Source organism: Aeromonas sp. 604282, assembly GCF_049170575.1.
GTDB classification, from domain to species: Bacteria; Pseudomonadota; Gammaproteobacteria; order Enterobacterales; family Aeromonadaceae; genus Aeromonas; species Aeromonas veronii_A.
On sequence record NZ_JAAKMV010000017.1, the window covers coordinates 112,998 to 129,222 of the forward strand.

At 59.4% G+C, this 16,225-nt stretch carries 15 protein-coding genes and 2 tRNA genes; 6 read left to right on the top strand and 11 right to left on the bottom strand.

What is annotated here, in order from left to right:
• Positions 1 to 242: 242 nt before the first annotated feature.
• Positions 243 to 1,283 carry an NAD(P)H-quinone oxidoreductase gene (locus G5367_RS18110; RefSeq protein WP_421244704.1) on the bottom strand — a complete coding sequence of 347 codons (1,041 nt, stop codon included), beginning with the start codon at positions 1,281 to 1,283 and terminating at the stop codon, positions 243 to 245.
• A gap of 135 nt (positions 1,284 to 1,418) precedes the next feature.
• On the opposite strand from G5367_RS18110, the gene G5367_RS18115 reads away from it, so the two are divergent.
• The 3 genes from G5367_RS18115 to G5367_RS18125 all read left to right on the top strand — a co-directional run bounded on the left by G5367_RS18115 (position 1,419) and on the right by G5367_RS18125 (position 4,019).
• A complete protein-coding gene (locus G5367_RS18115; RefSeq protein ID WP_421244703.1) occupies positions 1,419 to 2,291 on the top strand; it encodes a LysR family transcriptional regulator in 873 nt (290 codons plus the stop codon).
• Positions 2,292 to 2,436: 145 nt separating this feature from the next.
• On the top strand, positions 2,437 to 3,300 hold the full coding sequence (gene hchA / locus G5367_RS18120; protein ID WP_421244702.1) for a glyoxalase III HchA: 864 nt from the start codon (positions 2,437 to 2,439) through the stop codon (positions 3,298 to 3,300).
• Positions 3,297 to 4,019: a PA1136 family autoinducer-binding transcriptional regulator gene (locus G5367_RS18125; protein WP_421244701.1), complete on the top strand. Its 723-nt coding sequence runs from the start codon at positions 3,297 to 3,299 to the stop codon at positions 4,017 to 4,019. Before hchA ends, G5367_RS18125 begins: the two co-directional genes overlap by 4 nt.
• A gap of 72 nt (positions 4,020 to 4,091) precedes the next feature.
• On the opposite strand, the gene G5367_RS18130 is transcribed toward G5367_RS18125, so the two are convergent.
• Positions 4,092 to 5,357, bottom strand: a complete 1,266-nt coding sequence (locus tag G5367_RS18130; protein WP_421244700.1) for a RidA family protein — start codon at positions 5,355 to 5,357, stop codon at positions 4,092 to 4,094.
• A 938-nt stretch (positions 5,358 to 6,295) separates the two neighbouring features.
• On the opposite strand from G5367_RS18130, the gene G5367_RS18135 reads away from it, so the two are divergent.
• Positions 6,296 to 6,571 carry a hypothetical protein gene (locus G5367_RS18135; protein ID WP_421244699.1) on the top strand — a complete coding sequence of 92 codons (276 nt, stop codon included), beginning with the start codon at positions 6,296 to 6,298 and terminating at the stop codon, positions 6,569 to 6,571.
• A 57-nt stretch (positions 6,572 to 6,628) separates the two neighbouring features.
• Here the strand turns inward: G5367_RS18135 and G5367_RS18140 are convergent, their stop codons facing one another.
• A complete protein-coding gene (locus G5367_RS18140; protein WP_421244698.1) occupies positions 6,629 to 7,231 on the bottom strand; it encodes an HAD family hydrolase in 603 nt (200 codons plus the stop codon).
• Between the two features lie 172 nt (positions 7,232 to 7,403).
• On the opposite strand from G5367_RS18140, the gene G5367_RS18145 reads away from it, so the two are divergent.
• Positions 7,404 to 8,780, top strand: a complete 1,377-nt coding sequence (locus G5367_RS18145) for an MDR family MFS transporter (RefSeq protein WP_421294806.1) — start codon at positions 7,404 to 7,406, stop codon at positions 8,778 to 8,780.
• Here the strand turns inward: G5367_RS18145 and G5367_RS18150 are convergent, their stop codons facing one another.
• From G5367_RS18150 to pnuC, 6 genes are all read right to left on the bottom strand, one after another.
• Positions 8,781 to 10,412: an alpha-glucosidase gene (locus G5367_RS18150; protein WP_421244696.1), complete on the bottom strand. Its 1,632-nt coding sequence runs from the start codon at positions 10,410 to 10,412 to the stop codon at positions 8,781 to 8,783.
• A gap of 200 nt (positions 10,413 to 10,612) precedes the next feature.
• A complete protein-coding gene (locus tag G5367_RS18155; protein ID WP_421244695.1) occupies positions 10,613 to 10,993 on the bottom strand; it encodes a DUF1622 domain-containing protein in 381 nt (126 codons plus the stop codon).
• Between the two features lie 67 nt (positions 10,994 to 11,060).
• A complete protein-coding gene (gene yqfB, locus G5367_RS18160) occupies positions 11,061 to 11,378 on the bottom strand; it encodes a N(4)-acetylcytidine aminohydrolase (protein WP_421294807.1) in 318 nt (105 codons plus the stop codon).
• Positions 11,379 to 11,421: 43 nt separating this feature from the next.
• Complete coding sequence (locus G5367_RS18165; RefSeq protein ID WP_421244693.1) at positions 11,422 to 12,093, bottom strand: Crp/Fnr family transcriptional regulator; 672 nt, start codon at positions 12,091 to 12,093, stop codon at positions 11,422 to 11,424.
• 104 nt (positions 12,094 to 12,197) lie between these two features.
• Entirely contained in the window at positions 12,198 to 12,923 is a 726-nt protein-coding gene (locus G5367_RS18170; protein ID WP_201929140.1) for a nucleoside phosphorylase, read from the bottom strand.
• Between the two features lie 3 nt (positions 12,924 to 12,926).
• Positions 12,927 to 13,640, bottom strand: coding sequence for a nicotinamide riboside transporter PnuC (pnuC, locus tag G5367_RS18175; protein ID WP_421244692.1), 714 nt, complete (start codon positions 13,638 to 13,640; stop codon positions 12,927 to 12,929).
• A 259-nt stretch (positions 13,641 to 13,899) separates the two neighbouring features.
• On the opposite strand from pnuC, the gene G5367_RS18180 reads away from it, so the two are divergent.
• Positions 13,900 to 15,732: an SLC13 family permease gene (locus G5367_RS18180; protein ID WP_421244691.1), complete on the top strand. Its 1,833-nt coding sequence runs from the start codon at positions 13,900 to 13,902 to the stop codon at positions 15,730 to 15,732.
• Positions 15,733 to 15,950: 218 nt separating this feature from the next.
• On the opposite strand, the gene G5367_RS18185 is transcribed toward G5367_RS18180, so the two are convergent.
• Both G5367_RS18185 and G5367_RS18190 read right to left on the bottom strand, forming a co-directional pair.
• Positions 15,951 to 16,034 (bottom strand) — tRNA-Leu (locus G5367_RS18185).
• Positions 16,035 to 16,041: 7 nt separating this feature from the next.
• Positions 16,042 to 16,118, bottom strand: a tRNA-Met gene (locus G5367_RS18190).
• Between the last annotated feature and the right edge of the window lie 107 nt (positions 16,119 to 16,225).

Genomic DNA, 16,225 nt, shown 5'->3' on the forward strand with positions numbered 1-16,225 from the left:
CAGAAAAAGCACCGGCCTAAGCTGGTGCGTTTTTAATTATTGAACGTAGCTAGTAGGTTCGATTAGCGAAGCATAATCGAACGTTCGCGTTCTTTTAGACGGTGCATAAAAATAATGCTCTTACTGTTACCTAAAAAAGAGACCGGCCATCAGCCGGTCTCTTTTTTATTTACCACAACATTACACCTGCGGCGGGGTACTTTCCGCGTTGGATATCACCGCACCCACCTCAACCAAGTCTGCTATGGGCCTAATTTATCTGATGACAAGGGCACCATGGTTAATACCAGCTTGCCGATATGGCGGCCTGAGTCCAGCAAATGGTGGGCTGCGGCGGCCTCATGCAGCGGGAAGGTCTGGTAAACCTGCGGTTTGACCTCGCCGCGTTCGATAAATGGCCAGACATGAGTTTGCAGCTGGGCAATCAGCTCGGCTTTTTCCTGCGGAGTACGCGAGCGCAGGGTGGAGCCGATATGGGTCAGCCGCTTTTGCAGCATGGGAAACAGATCCAGATTGGGGGCGGCGCCCGCAATAATGCCGATCTGGACTATGCGACCATTGATGGCGGCCGCCGCATAGTTGCGCGCGACATACTCTCCGCCAATGATATCGAGAATGATGTCGGCGCCATGGCCATCGGTGGCTGCATGCACTGCCTCGACAAAATCCTCCTCCTTGTAGAGCACGGCCACATCCGCGCCCAGCTTGATGCTGGCGGCCTGCTGCTCGGGTGAGCCGACCGTGGTGATGATTTTGGCGGCGCCAAATGCCTTGGCCAGCATGGTGGCTGTCGTGCCGATACCGGAGGCACCGCCATGGATCAAGATAATGTCCCCTTTTTTAAACTGACCCCGTTCAAACATATTTGACCAGACCGTCATAAAGGTTTCCGGCAGCGCCGCGGCTTCGACAAAGCTCAATCCGGGCGGCAGGGGCAGGACATTGCTCTGGTGGGCGACGCTGTACTCGGCATAGCCGCCACCCGAAATCAGCGCGGCGACCTTGTCGCCAACCTTGAGATGCTCCACCTGCTCTCCCTTGGCGACCACGACCCCGGCGACCTCCAGCCCGGGAATATCCGATGCCCCTGCCGGAGGCGGGTAGAGCCCTTTGCGCTGCATCACATCCGGCCCATTGATGCCGGTCGCATAGTGCCGGATCAAGACCTCATCGGGCTTGGGCTCTGGTGTGGCGCGGGTGGTCAGTTGCAAGACATCGGGGCCACCGGGTTGGGTAATTTCTACCGCGCTCATGGTGGCGGGAATGGAATAGGCGTTAGGCATCAGCGGCTCCTTGTAACGAGGTGATATGAGGTTCCCCGAGTGGGATGAGCACCAAGATAGTGGAGATTACTGATGAATAAACGCAGTATTATCCCTCACCTGTAATGCAAAAATGCATTTCAACCGGGAGTCGTGATGAACTGGGATGATGCGAAAATTTTTCTGGCGTTGCATCGGGAGGGGAGCCTGAGGGGCGCCGCCCGTGTGGTCGGGGTCGATCAGGCCACCATTGGCAGGCGGATTGCCGCACTGGAGCATCGTCTGGCGGCCACGCTGTTTCTCCGTACATCCAAGGGGTATGTGCTGACCCATGTCGGGGAGATAGTGCTGGCCAGCGCCCAGCAGATGGAGCTGGCAGCCATTGATTTTGTGCGGGCGGCGCAAGGGGTCGACAACCGCCTGGTTGGGGAGGTCAGTGTGGCGACCACAGACACCCTGGGGATGGATTTTCTGATACCGGCCCTGACCGAGCTGCATCAGCGTTATCCCGATATCAGGGTCATCCTCAATACCTCGAGCCAGGTGGTCAATCTGTCCCTGCGGGAAGCGGATATCGCGATCCGGACGGTAAAGCCGGACAATCCCGACCTGATTATTCGCAAGCTGGCCTCCTGGCCGGTCGGGTTGTATGCCTCTGCTGACTATCTGGCTCGCCATGGTATTCCCGAAGTGGGCACCGCTTTTGCGGGCCATTCGCTGGTGGTATATGAGCCCCACTGGCAGAACGTGCGCTCGCCCATGATGCTCGAAGAGGCGGCAGAGGGAGCCACGGTTGCTGCAGGGGTCAATACCAGCCTGATGCTGCGTCAGGCCCTGTTGATGGGGCTCGGGCTTGGCGAGGTGGCGGTTCCGCTCGCCGAGCAAGCCGGGTTGGTGCGGGTCTGGCCCGAGCGGCAGTTACAGCAATCCTACGATGTGTGGCTGGTGACCCATCAGGATGTGCAACATGCCGCGCGGGTCAGGGCGGTCATGGATGCCATCGTCAGGGCATTTGCCGCAATGGCCTAAGTCTGGCGGGGATTCTGTTCAGGTTTTGTCGCAGCGTGGTCACACCTCTTGCCATCGTCATGGCGGTTGAGGGAAAACCCTCATTTACTTGGTCTCTGACAGTCAATACTGTGAGACCGAGTCCACCCCTACTGGAGCCTGACCCATGACCGATATGCTTGTTGGCGATAAACAACCGACCCCGGATCCGGCAGAGCAGAATGCCTTCTTCCCGTCGCCTTACTCCCTGAGCCAGTTCACCTCGCGCAAATCTGACCTTGCCGGAGCTGACTATCCCGCCCCCTATCGGGAGGGGCGCTGGAAGATCCTGTTGATCGGGGCCGATGAGCGCTATCTGCCTACCGACAACGGCACCCTGTTTTCCACCGGCAACCATCCGGTCGAAACCCTGCTGCCCATGTATCACCTCGACAAGGCGGGCTTTGCCTTTGACGTGGCCACCCTCTCGGGCAACCCAGTCAAGTTCGAGTGGTGGGCCATGCCCGGCGAAGACGAAGAGGTACTGGGGCTCTATGCCAAATATCAGGCGCAGTTCCGCCAACCGGCCAAGCTGGCCGACCTGCTGAAGCAGGCGCTGGCCGCCGACTCGGACTATATCGGCGTCTTTATTCCCGGCGGCCACGGCGCCCTGATGGGGCTGCCGGAAAGTGCCGAGGTGAAAGCGCTGCTGGAGTGGGCGATGGCCAACGATCGCTTCATCATCTCCCTCTGTCACGGGCCTGCTGCGCTGCTGGCGGTGGCCAATCCAGAGACCTTCGCGGGCTACAAGATCTGCGCTTTCCCCGATGAGCTGGATGCCCAGACCCCGGCAATTGGCTATATGCCTGGCCACCTCACCTGGAAGTTTGGCGAGAGGCTCAAAGAGATTGGCTTTGAGATCGTCAACAACGGCATCTCGGGAGAGGTGTGCCGGGATCGCAATCTGCTGACCGGTGACAGCCCGCTGGCGGGCAATAACCTCGGCAAGCTGGCTGCTACCACCTTGCTGGAGGCGGTTGCCAAGCGATGAGGTTGTCGTCGTCGCCAGCAAATGCGCTGCAGGTCGCGGTGGCGCTCGAAGGGTGCCAGCGGCTGGAGGAGATCCAGCAACTGGTGCGCGCCTTTGCCACCCCGCTGGGGTATCACCGCTTTGCGCTCTTCTCCATCAGTGCCAACGAGGAGGGGGTGGTCGAGCATCTCTACTGGCTGGAGGGGGAGTGGCTGGAGAGCGGCGAGGCGGTCGACCTGCATGCCTATATGCGCGAGTGCCCGATGGCGATGCATATCAGGGAGCGAGACCAGCCCTTCTTCTGGAGCAAAACGGTTGGCGCTGCTGGCGAGCAGTACCGTATCGTTCGCCATCCTGAGGGGCTGGGCCGACATGGCTTGCAGGTACCCGTCTATGGGCCGCTGGGGCTGGAAGGGGCGATGAGCTTTGGCGGCGATCAGATCGATGCCAGTGCCCACAATCGGGTTGGCCTTGCGCTGATCGCGGCGGCGGCTTTTCATGCTGCCCGTCGGCTGATGGAGAGGCCGGTCGCGGGTCACGAGCGTGGCCTCACTGGGCGCGAGCGCGAAGTGCTGGAGTGGGTCTCCCGGGGTTGGCGCCATGCCGATATCGCCACCACCCTGAAACTCTCGGTGCGCACTGTCGAGAACCATCTGCGCAGTGCCCGCCGTCGACTCGGTGTAGCCACCACGGCAGAGGCGGTCAGAGTGGCGATCAGGAACCGCGATATCGAGGGCTGAGGGGCCATCCCTTTGTCTGGCATGTAAAAAGAGACCGGCATATAGCCGGTCTCTTTTTTATTTCCCGCAACATTACACCTGCGGAGGGGTGCTTTCCGCATTGGACATTACCGCATCAATTTGCACCAGGACGCCAGCGGGCAGCTCGCTCACGCCAATCACGGTGCGGGCAGGCAGATAACCCGGGAAATATTTGGTGTAGATGGCGTTGACCGCATCCAGATCCGCGATATTGCCGAGCTGGATATTGACCTTGACGATATCGTCCATCACATGGCCGATGCTCTCCACAATCGCCTTGATATTGCTCAGGCACTGGGCGGTCTGCTCCTTGATGCAGCCAGCCAGGATCTTGCCAGTGGCGGGGTCAATCGGCAGTTGGGCAGAGAGATGGTTGTAGTGGGAGAATGCGACGGTCTGGGTGTGCAAGGGGCTGCGCGGTGCCTTGTCGGTATTGCGGGCGCGGATCACCAGATTGTGACGATCTTCCACCAGTTGCGGCGGGGTGCCGTCACCGTGGGAGATGACCGCATCCATCTGCACCCGTGCCCCCATGGGCAGGGCGGCGGCACTGACCACAGAGCGGGCAGGCAGGTAGGCCACGGCGCGGGCAATGGCAGAGTCGGGGAAGAAGGTGGTGTAGACCTCGTTGACGGCCTCCAGATCGGCCAGATCGGCCAGATAGACGGTCACCTTGACGATATCGTCGAAGGGCACGTCGATCCCCTCCAGTACCGCCTTGATATTGCGCAGGCACTGGCCCGCCTGCTCCTTGATGCCACCGGCAACCAGTTGGCCCGAGGCGGCCTCGACCGGCAGCTGGGCGCCGATATTGTTGTAGTGGGAGAAGGCCACGGTATGGGTGGAGAGCGGATTGTGCGGCGCCTTGTCACTGTTGCGGGCGAGCTTCACCAGCGGGCAAGGATCTTGCGGGAAGGTGCCTTCGCCGTTGGAGATGATGGCATCGATCTGCACCAGCGCACCCAGCGGCAGGGCGGCGACAGCGAGGGTGGTGCGGGTCGGCAGATAGCCCGGGAAGAATTCGCGATAGACGGCGTTGACCGCCTCCAGGTCCGCCATCTCTTTCAGGAAGATGGTCGCTTTGACCATATCGTCCATCACATGGCCGATGCTCTCGATGATCGCCTTGAGGTTGCTCAGGCACTGTCTGGCCTGCGCGGTGACATCGCCGCTCACCATCTTGCCGGTGGCGGGATCGACCGGCAGCTGGGCGGAGATATTGTTGTAATGAGAAAACGCCACCGTTTGGGTGCAGGGGCCCAGATCCTGGGGTGCATGGGGGGTATTTCTTGCTGACTTGATGATGGTGCCACTCATAGATATGCCTCTTTTTAATATTTGTTGTTCATTCAGGTACAGGTTTACCCCATCTTGTTGTACGCCGTGGCCATTGCGCCAGCGGCGGCATCCCCGGTTATTATTTGTGATCCACTCAATTACTGAGAGGAATAAGGGAAGATAGGACAGGGTAGATATTTCAGACGCTGCGATTCTATGAGTGGCTATCAGGGGTTGCAAACCGCTGATTGCATTTCTATGAGATGGCTCAATGGGTGCAAATTTAATGTGATTGCTATTCAATTCATGCTGAATAGTCACCTGTTTGTCCGCCAATGGCCATGCATCGAGCAGTAGTCCAGTCCAGGCGGGGGTTGGGGCAGATACCTTGGCAGTGAAGGAGTGTAAAGAAAGGGTTAATGCGATGCATCAAGCTGCCATCAAACGATTTTATTGTGCATAGATATGTATTTTATGTTTTTTAGTCATCTATCTTGCCGCGCAAAAATATGCTAGCAGACATGAATGTAACAGTGGTTAAAGATGTGGCTGGAATATAATTCAAATATTTGCATGGGCGATGCTGTTCATTATCGATAGGCTGACGGCTGGCCCAGAACCGGAGCGTTTTTATCTTTTTATATATCTGGTGAAATATGCGTAACCAGTGTTGTGGCCCCTTACCGGAGCGACCGCAGTTGGCAATATATCGGCTGACAGGGGGCAGTATGGTCAAGGCATCAGGCAACCGAATGACGCCGACCTGGCGTGGGGCCATGGATAGGGGTCTCTACAGTGGTTGGTTGTCTATTGCACGCCGGGGATGATGGGTCCTCTGGACAGGCCATGTGCGGTGACATGATGATTTGCGAGATTGTTAACAAAAATGTGAACAAGATCACCGGACGGATAAGGGTTTGAGGCTGGAAATTGACCAAAAAGGAGTAGAATGGCGCTTTATTTTTGAGGGTCATTCGATGCCCAACTATCACTTCTTCACGCTGGGCCTGGTGCTTACCTATCTCGATGCCAATGCCCCCCGTTATAGCGATGAGCGTCGTCAGCTGGTTGAGCAGGGATTTTCCGCCATGGCAGCCCCCGTCTTTGCAGATACGCCGGCTGAGGCGCTGGCGTTGCTGCGTCATCATCAGACATGGCAGGAGAAAGCCATGGCCGATGCACTCTCTTTGACGGTTTCCCCCGGGCCGACGCTCATCTCCTGTCTGCAGGAGCAGCCTTTATCCGGGAGTTGAACAGCAACAGTGCGTCATCCGGGAGGAGGCGCCATGTTGCCGCTGTCCGCTTGCGATCTACCTCTGGTGCAGTTCGCCTTCCATTACCAGTAGAGTATCCATCCCTGCCGCCTTGCCAGCCTCAAGCCCGATCCGGGTATCTTCAAACACCAGACAGTTGGCGGGATTGGCGCCGAGCAGTTCGGCCACCCGCAAGAAGGTGTCGGGATGCGGTTTGTGGTTGGTGACATCATCGGCGCTGACCACCACAGAGATATAGGCATCGAGCCCGGTGCTTTTGAGGATGGGGTCCGCCTGATTGCGCGGTGAGCCGGTGCCAATCCCCATCTTGACCTTGCCGTGATAGTGCCTGACCAGCTCCCACATCTTGGGAAAGACGCTGACCTTGTCGATATGTGCCATATAGAGGGCAATCTTGCGGCGGGTAAAGGCCTCGACATCCACCGTCAGCCCCTGCTGCTCGGCCAGCATGGCGATGATCTTGCGGGTGGGAATGCCGCCGTATTGATAGAGCTGATCCCGCTCGAAGGGGATGCCGAATTCGGCGCAGGTGAGTTCCCAGGCATCCAGATGAAGGGGCATGGAGTCCACCAGGGTGCCATCCATATCGAAAATCAGGGCATCGTAGTGATCAAATCCGTACTGTTCTGGCGCGTTCATGGGGACTCCTCTAATCAAATAGGGCAGGCTAGCAGATTGGGGACATCGATTATGGGATCTGTCTCATGATCGGGCAGATGTGGCCGCCGTTTTTTCTATCTCTTGCTGATTTGTGAGACAATAACTCGCTCAATTGCCGATCCTTTGGCATATCAGATCAGCGAGTCCCCTTATGACCTCGAAAATATCCCCTAAAACCATCTTCTCTAGTGTGGCGCTGGTGATCGCGCTCGGTTCGCTGGAGAAGAGCATCGTCACCACCCCGCTGCCGATGATCGGTGCCGAGCTGCACGCCGGTGCCGCCCTCACCTGGGTGGTCACCGCCTACCTGCTGGCGGCCACCGCCGTACTGCCCCTCTATGGCAAACTGAGTGATCTCTTTGGCCGGGTACGGATGCTCAATATCGCCATTGGTCTCTTTCTGGCAGGCTCCATCGCCTGCGCCCTCTCTCAGGATTTGCCGACCCTGCTGGTGGCCCGAGTGCTGCAAGGATTGGGAGGGGGCGGCCTGATTGCTCTTGCCTTTACCGTGATTGCCGACACGATTCCGCCGCGGGAAGTGGGCAAGTATCAGGGGTACATTTCGGCGGTCTATGCGGTCTCCAGCATTGCCGGGCCCCTGCTGGGTGGCTACTTTACCGAACAACTCAGCTGGCGCTGGATCTTCTGGATCAACCTGCCGCTTGGTGCACTGGCGATCTACCTGATCAACCGCAATCTTAAACAGCTCAATGTGCGTCGCCACAGTCGCTTCGACTGGAAGGGGGCGGCACTGCTCATTACCGTCACCACCCTGACTCTGTTGTTGCTCTCACCCGAGGTAGCCCTCCCTGCCATCTGGCTGGCGGGGGCTCTGGCGGTCTCTCTGATGTTGCTGGTGCTGATTGAACGGCGCGCTCATGACCCCATACTGCCAGCCCATCTAGTGCGGCTGCCCGGTTATCTGGTGAGTGTGCTGCTGGTGATGTTTTCCCAGTTGCTGATGTTTGCGGTGTTGGTTTATCTACCCCTGCAGATGCAGTGGCAAAAGGGGCTGAGCGCCAGTGAGAGCGGGATGAGTATGGTGATCTTCATGATCTGCATTACCGCCGGCGCTTTTGTCGGCGGCAAACTCATCGGGCGTACCGGTCACTACAAGAGTTTTGTGGCGGTAGGCTTCGGGTTGGCTGCAGTGGCGCTTTGGCAGATCCACTTTGATGCCTGGGTCAAGCTGGCCCTCGGCTTTGCCGGTATTGGCCTGGGTCTGGTGTTGCCCGCCCTCTCGGTGGTGGTACAGAATGCCTTGCCACGGGAAGATCGCGGCATCGGCATGTCGCTGTTCAACTTTGGCCGTGAGCTGGGGGGGGCCATCGGGGTGGCCATCTGCGCCATGCTGTTCCATTCCAGCCTGCCTGCCGGTAGTGGCAGTGATCTGAGTCGGCTTGGGCCCGATCTGCTGGCCGCAGGTTTCAGCACCACTTATATCGGCATGGGGCTGATTGCCACGCTGGCGCTGCTGATCACTCTGCTGGCATTGAAGCGCCATGAGCTGGCATCTATCAATGCCTGATCAATCGGCTAGCCATACCGCACACTGATAAGGGGCAAAAAGTGGTGCAGGCTGGCCAGGGTAGTTGCCTATCAGCAAGCTCATGCCGTCTGTTACCTTGTCAAAGTGGGGCATCGGCAAGGGGTTCGCAGTGAGATTGGCGAGCAGCAGCAGGGTGTGCCGCTCTCCGCTAGCCGGATCCTGCCAGTGGCGGCGATAGCTGATGCGCTCGGGATCATCCCCATCCAGCAGCTCGAAATTGCCGTGACGAACGACAGGGTGAGCCTTGCGCAGGGCGATGAGCTGACGATAGCAGTGAAACGGTGAGTCGGGGCGGGTCAGCTGTTCGTCAGCATTTATCTCGACGTGGTTGGCATTGAGGGCAATCCAGGGCGTGGTGGTGCTGAAACCGGCGTGGGGGCCGGCGTCCCACTGCATCGGGGTACGGGCGTTGTCGCGGCCGATGGCATCGAGCCGCCGACTCAGCTCGGCAGGATCCAGCCCTGACTGGCTGGCGCGGTAGTTGAGCGCCTCCACATCGCGCAGCTCGCCCGGCTGCCAGTGGCGGTTGGTCATGGCGAGCTCCTCCCCCTGATAGATAAAGGGAGTGCCCTGCATCATGTGCAGCACCATGGCCCACAGGTTGGCGCTGGTTTCACGCCACTCTGGCCTGTCATCGCCAAAGCGTGATACGGCGCGGGGCAGGTCGTGGTTGCCGAGAAACAGGCTGTTCCAGCCCTGACCGTGCAGCCCTTGCTGGTGGCGGGCCATGGCTCGTTTGAAGGCGAGGGGATCGAAGCGGGATGACCACTTGTCACTGCCGAGCCCCAGATGCTCGAAGTTGAACACCATGCTGAACTCGCTGCCGTCGTGGTTCGAATAGTTTTGCATATGGGCGAGATCGGCTCCCCAGGTCTCCCCCACCGTAATGATCCCCTTGCCGCCGAAGCTGGCGGCATTGAGCTCGCGGATATAGTCGTGCAGGCGCGGGCCGTTGCTCATGGCCAGTCGGTCCCACTCCTTGCTCACCATATCGATCACATCGAAGCGAAACCCCTTGATCCCTTTGCCCAGCCAGAAGTTGATCACCGCTGCCATCTCGGCCCGCACTGCCGGGTTGTCCCAGTCCAGATCGGCCTGACTGGGATCGAAGTTGTGCAGGTAGTAGCGATCAAGCTCCGGCACGTACTGCCAGCCGTTACCGCCAAAAATCGAGGTAATGGGGTGAGCATCGACAAAGGCTTGATCCCGGAATACGTAATAACCCTGATAACGGGGATCCCCGGCCAGCGCCTTCATAAACCACTCGTGCTCGGTGGAGGTGTGGTTGGCGACGATATCCATCATGATGCCGATGCCGTGGGCGGCCGCTTCGGCTATCAGCTGCTCCATCTCGGTCAGGGTGCCGAAGGCGGGGTCGATGGCACGGTAGTCCGCCACGTCGTAGCCGTTGTCCCGCTTGGGGGAGCGATAGATGGGGGTGAGCCAGAGCATATCGACCCCGAGGGTGGCCAGATAACCGAGGCGCTGGCGGATGCCGTTGATGTCGCCCAGTCCGTCGCCATCGCTGTCCTGAAAACTCATGGGGTAGATCTGATAGATGACACAGCTATCGAGGTCGATATCGGGCGTGTGGAGGGAGTGCGTATTCATCAGTGCGGCCGGTTGAGGGGGAGTTATTCCTATCTTACCCAGATGATCTGGCCCTCAACAGGGCAGGGGAAACCTTGAAAAGGGTTCCATTGTTGGCTGATTTCCAAAAGTGCGGGGAGGGTCACACAGGCGCCATCCCGAGCCACGGAGGTGGTCGGGATGGCACGGCACTTAGCGCTGATGCACCGCAGCGATACAGGCTATTGAGCAGCCTTGGCCTGCTCGGCGTTTGGTTCCTGCTGGCGTTCCGCTTGTGCCTCCAGCTCCTTGCCGAGGAAGTAGTTCAGGAAGGTGCGGATCACCGCGATGATGGCGAGACGGATCAGCTCCTCCTTGCTCGGTGCGACCGTGGTGGCCAGGATGTCGGCGGCGAGCTGGAACTCCAGCGCCAGAATAAGCCAGCTGCCAAAGCAGAGACGAATGCGCGGAAAGCCGGGCTGGTGATCCCGCACTCTTGCCGCCAGCCAGAGGGTCTTGCCAAGCCCTATTACCACACAGGCGATGGAGATGATCTCCAGCAGCAGCTGGAACAGCTCGACCCCGTGCATCATGCCCTCTCGCAGGCTCGCTATCTCAAACACTCGGGTCACCTCCCTGATTCAAAAGAGGACACTATTAACATATCGCTCGGCAAAGGCCAAATCCGGCTCAGGCAATCAGTTTGAATTCAATCACATAGAGCGGCGGTAGATCGGGGTAGATATCACGGATCACCTGTTTGAGCTCGGGGAGGGTCATGTTCTCCTGACGGGCGTGCTCCTCATTCAGTTCATCGAAGGCTACAGCATTGACGGAGAGCACCTCGATGGTGCCGAAGGGCTGGTGCTCCGGGTTGGTGAAGAGGGCCAGCCGCTGGCCGGGCTGCCAGTTGGCCTCGCTTTTGTCACGGATGGTGATGGTCTTGCGGCCCGCCTGAATATCGGCGACGAAGCGGCTGAAGAAGGTGAATTCGGGATGGGTAGACATGGCTCTCTCCTGACAGGGTTAATCGAAATGAGGTGAATGGAAATCAAAGGTCGAGATAGGCGCGCAGTTTGGCCAGATCGGCGATAACGGGGCCGTCGCTGCCGTCGGCAACTATGCCCTGTTCGACCAGCTCCTTGAGGGCACGGCGGTAAACCCGCTCGGTTGTGCCGAAGCGAGCTGCCTCGTGGGCCCGCTTGCGTGACCCCAGCATGGGGGTGCGCTGGCGTTCTCGCCACAACTCGTAGGCGATGTTGTAGGCGATGGGGTGGAGCAGCCGGCTGGTGGTGATCTCCAGGGTATCGAGATAGTCGCTGGCAAGCGCCGCGGCGAAGAAGAGGGTCAGCTCGGGCTCGGTCAGCAGGCGCTGGGCCAGCTTGTCGGCACAGATGACCCGGGCGTCCAGTTCGGTCTCGGCCACCACGTTCCACTGCACCGGTGTGGCGCTGAAGAACTCCATTTCGCCGAAGATCTGGCTGTGACACTCAATCTCGCCGAGCTGGAAGATGCGGCCCGAGTGGACGGCGCTATTGAGGGAGACCCGCCCTGCGCCCACCAGATAGAGCTGCTCGCTCAGCTCCCCCTGCCGCATGATGGATTCGCCCGGCAGGTAGCGACGCAGAAACAGGGTGCACGCTTCCAGCGCCGCGGCAAAGCGGGGTTCCAGTTTGGCGAGTTCGGCGTGAAAACGGCCGAGGGGATAGGGCTGTTGCTGCATGACGTACCTGTCGCACCGATGACGAGGGCCATGAGGCTAGCAAGAGCGCGGGCCGGATACCAGCCCGCCTCCTGTCGAATGTGCCGTGATTAACGATTTGCGGGTTATTGCACCAAGGCGTGGAGGGCGGCGGCGATGGCGTTTCGCTCGCCGTTCATCATGGCCTGCTCGGCGTTGACGTACTCATTGACCCCATCTTGCACATCCTGCTCGAACAGCACCACGTTGCAGAGCACGGCGGCAACCCGCACCTTGCGCAGGCGCCCCACGGTCAGCAGGGAGGCGGTCTCCATATCGGCGCCCAGTACACCACGGGCATGCCAGTAGCGGCACACCTCCTGCTCATCATCCCGATAGAAGCTGTCGTGGGAGCGCACCAGCCCGTGCCAATGAGGCTGGCCGCTGGCCGCCACCTGATTGAGCAGGGCGGCCTGCAGCCAGATATCGGCGCAGGCGGGGTACTCGGCAGGCAGATAGGCCTGCGAGGCCCCCTCATTGCGTACCGCCCCTTCCACTACGATAAGGTCGCCAAGACCGATGTCGTGCTGCAGGGCGCCGGCAGAGCCGACCCGAATAAGCGATCGGGCACCGGCTTGCACCAGCTCCTCCAGCGCTATGATGGCCGAGGCGCCGCCGATGCCGGTGCTGCAAACCGTGATCGGCACTCCCTGATAACGGCCGTTGATGAGACGAAACTCCCGGTGCTGGCCCAGTACTTCACACTGTTCGAGCTGGCTGGCGATGCGATCAACCCGGGCCGGGTCGCCGCACAGCACCACCCGCTCGGCAATCTGGTCGGGGCGGCACTGGAGATGGGGTAGCAGCGTCATGGCTTATACCCCCAGTGGCTGGCGCTTGGCGGCAATCACCCAGAGGCGGGTGCCGTTGGCGGCGATAAAGAGCAGGATCAGGTATTCGAGCGACATGGCGTAGACACCCTGTGCCGCATAGATACCGATGCTGATGATGTTGATGACCACCCAGAGGATCCAGTTCTCCACATATTTGCGGGTCATCAGGATCTGGGCGACCACCGAGAGCACCGTCATGGTGGCATCCCAGAACGGGAAGGCATCGGGGGAGGGCTCGGGAGTGGCAAGGTTGGCACCAAACAGGTTGAGCAGGGAGACCGAGGTGCGCGCCAGCGCAGCGAACACCGGGTCGATATAGCGGGTCAGCAGGGCGATGGCCAGCACGCTCACCACGGCAGTGACGATGAGCTTGGATTTGCTGAGCCAGCGGATCTGCAGGGTATCCCCCTGATCGTTGGCGGGGCGGGTCCAGGCGTACCAGCCGTAGACGTTGGCGCAGAAGAAGAACAGCTGCAACAGCAACAGCCCGTAGAGCTGGATCTGGAAGAAGATGATGGCAAACAGGGTGACGTTGATAAGACCAAACAGGTAGTTGATGGTCTTCTCCTGACTGGCGAACCAGATGCAGGCCAGCCCGAACAGGGTACCGATGGCTTCAATCCACGACATGGCGTAGCCGCCCAGCGGTATGGTCACCAGCGTGTTATTGATGCTGAACAGCTCGAATATGCTCATTTTCTGATCCTTGGCATGGAGGTAGTGCGAGGGTGCCATTCTAGGTGGTGCGACAGCTGCCGGGCAGGACTTTTGTCCCCCCTGTGCTTGGCACACATCAAAGAAATCCAATCCGATGACCGCCTATTCAAGCGCTGATGGGTTATGGTGCGATAGCTGGCCGGACTTTATTGATATGTAACAAGACCATAGCCTCACGGCTGTGGTCTGATAGAGTCCACTCTCCGGGAGGAGAATCGTGTTGTAAAAGGAGGTTTCATTGAATTCCGAGCTTGTCTGGGTGCTCTGTCTGCTGGCTGGCGCCATCTATCTCTTTATGACCAACAAGGTGCGGATGGACGTGGTCGCCCTGTTGATCATCATCCTCTTTGTGCTGAGCGGCACCCTCACCCTGCCGGAGGCACTGGCGGGCTTTAGCGATCCCAACGTTATTCTGATTGCCGCCCTGTTTGTAGTCGGGGAGGGGTTGGTGCGCACCGGCATCGCCTATCAGGTGGGGGATGCATTGGTGAAGGTGGCGGGCAGCAGCGAGACCAAGCTGCTGGTGCTGCTGATGGTGGCGGTGGCGACGCTGGGGGCTGTGATGAGCAGCACCGGGGTGGTGGCCATCTTTATCCCGGTGGTGCTGAGTGTGGCGAACCGGATGGGGATCCCGGCCGGTCGCCTGATGATGCCCCTCGGCTTTGCCGGGCTTATCAGCGGTATGATGACGCTGGTGGCCACGCCCCCCAACATGGTGGTCAACAGCGAGCTGATGCGCCACGGCATACACGGCTTCGGTTTCTTCGATTTCACTCCCATGGGGGTGCTGATCCTGGGGCTGGGCATCCTCTACATGCTGCTGGTGCGCGGCTCTTTGGTGGGCGAGGGGGAGGAGGGCAAGGGCAAGCAGACCGGGCGCCGTACTTTTCGCGATCTTATCCGTGATTATCGGCTGACCGGTCGGGCCCGCCGCCTGGCGCTGCACCCCGACTCTCCCCTGATTGGCCATACCCTGGACGAGCTGCAACTGCGCGCCCGTTATGGCGCCCACATTATCGGGGTGGAGCGCTGGCGCAAGTTTCGCAGGGTGATGGTGCCGGTGTCGGGGATCAGTGAATTTCAGGCCAGGGATGTGCTGCTGATCGATATGTCCGATCCCGAGGTGGACGTGCGGGATTTTTGCAGCGAAGCGCGGCTCGAGCCCATGATCCTGCGTGGAGAGTACTTCTCCGATCAGGCGCGGGAGGTGGGGATGGCCGAGGTGTCGCTGATACCCGAATCCAAGCTGCTGGGCAAGAGTGTGCGGGAGGTGACCTTCCGCTCCAGCTATGGCCTGAGTGTGGTGGGGCTGCGCCGCGATGGTGAGGCTCTGGCTGGCAAACTGGTGGACGAGCCGCTGCAAATGGGGGACACCCTGCTGGTGGTGGGTAACTGGAGCCATATCCGGCAACTGCAGACTCACAGCCGCGACTTTTTGTTGATGGGACTGCCGGCCGAGGTGGACGAGATGGCCCCCGCCCGCAGTCAGTCGATCCATGCACTGATTTGCCTTGGGGTGATGATCCTGCTGATGGTGACCGATCCGGTGCCCAACGTCATTGCCGCGCTGATCGCCTGTCTGCTGATGGGCAAGTTTCGCTGCATCGATATGGAGAGTGCCTACAAGTCGATCCACTGGCCGACCCTGATCCTGATTGTCGGTATGCTCCCCTTCGCACTGGCGCTGCAAAAAACCGGCGGGGTGGATCTGATCGTCGGTGGCCTGATCAATTCGGTGGGGGAGATGGGGCCGCGGGTGATGCTGGCCAGCCTGTTTGCGCTCTGCGCAGTGATCGGGCTCTTTATCTCCAACACCGCCACCGCGGTACTGATGGCGCCCATTGCGCTGGGCACGGCGCAGCAGATGGGGGTATCGCCCTATCCGTTTGCCATGACCATTGCCATCGCCGCCTCGGCCGCCTTTATGACGCCCGTCTCGTCACCTGTGAATACCCTGGTGCTGGGGCCGGGCAACTACAAGTTCGGCGACTTTATCCGTATCGGGGTGCCCTTCACCCTGTTGGTGATGGCGGTCAGCGTGGTGGCTATTCCCTGGTTCTTCCCGTTCTGACTACTGTGTTGATGGATGTTCATACCAGCGGCCTGCGGGCCGCTTTTTTATGGCCAGGAGACAAGAGTGGCAAGGCGTGCTCGGAATCAGTGAAGAGTGATGTGGACGGGAATTAACGTGGAGCTGGGTTAATAGAGGCGCGAGAGAAAAACTGGGGAGAGGCAAATGTCAGATACAAAAAAACCAGCGTGAGCTGGTCTGTTTGGTACTGCTATCAATGGTGCGGAAGGAGAGACTCGAACTCTCACGCCTAGGGCGCCAGAACCTAAATCTGGTGCGTCTACCAATTTCGCCACTTCCGCAAATTGATGGTGGCTATGACGGGATTCGAACCTGTGACCCCCGCATTATGAGTGCGATGCTCTAACCAACTGAGCTACATAGCCGTCTTGTGTTCAACGTGAGTCAAATACAAGTAAAAATGGCTGGGGTACTAGGATTCGAACCTAGGGATGGCGAGATCAAAACCCGCTGCCTTACCGCTTGGCGATAC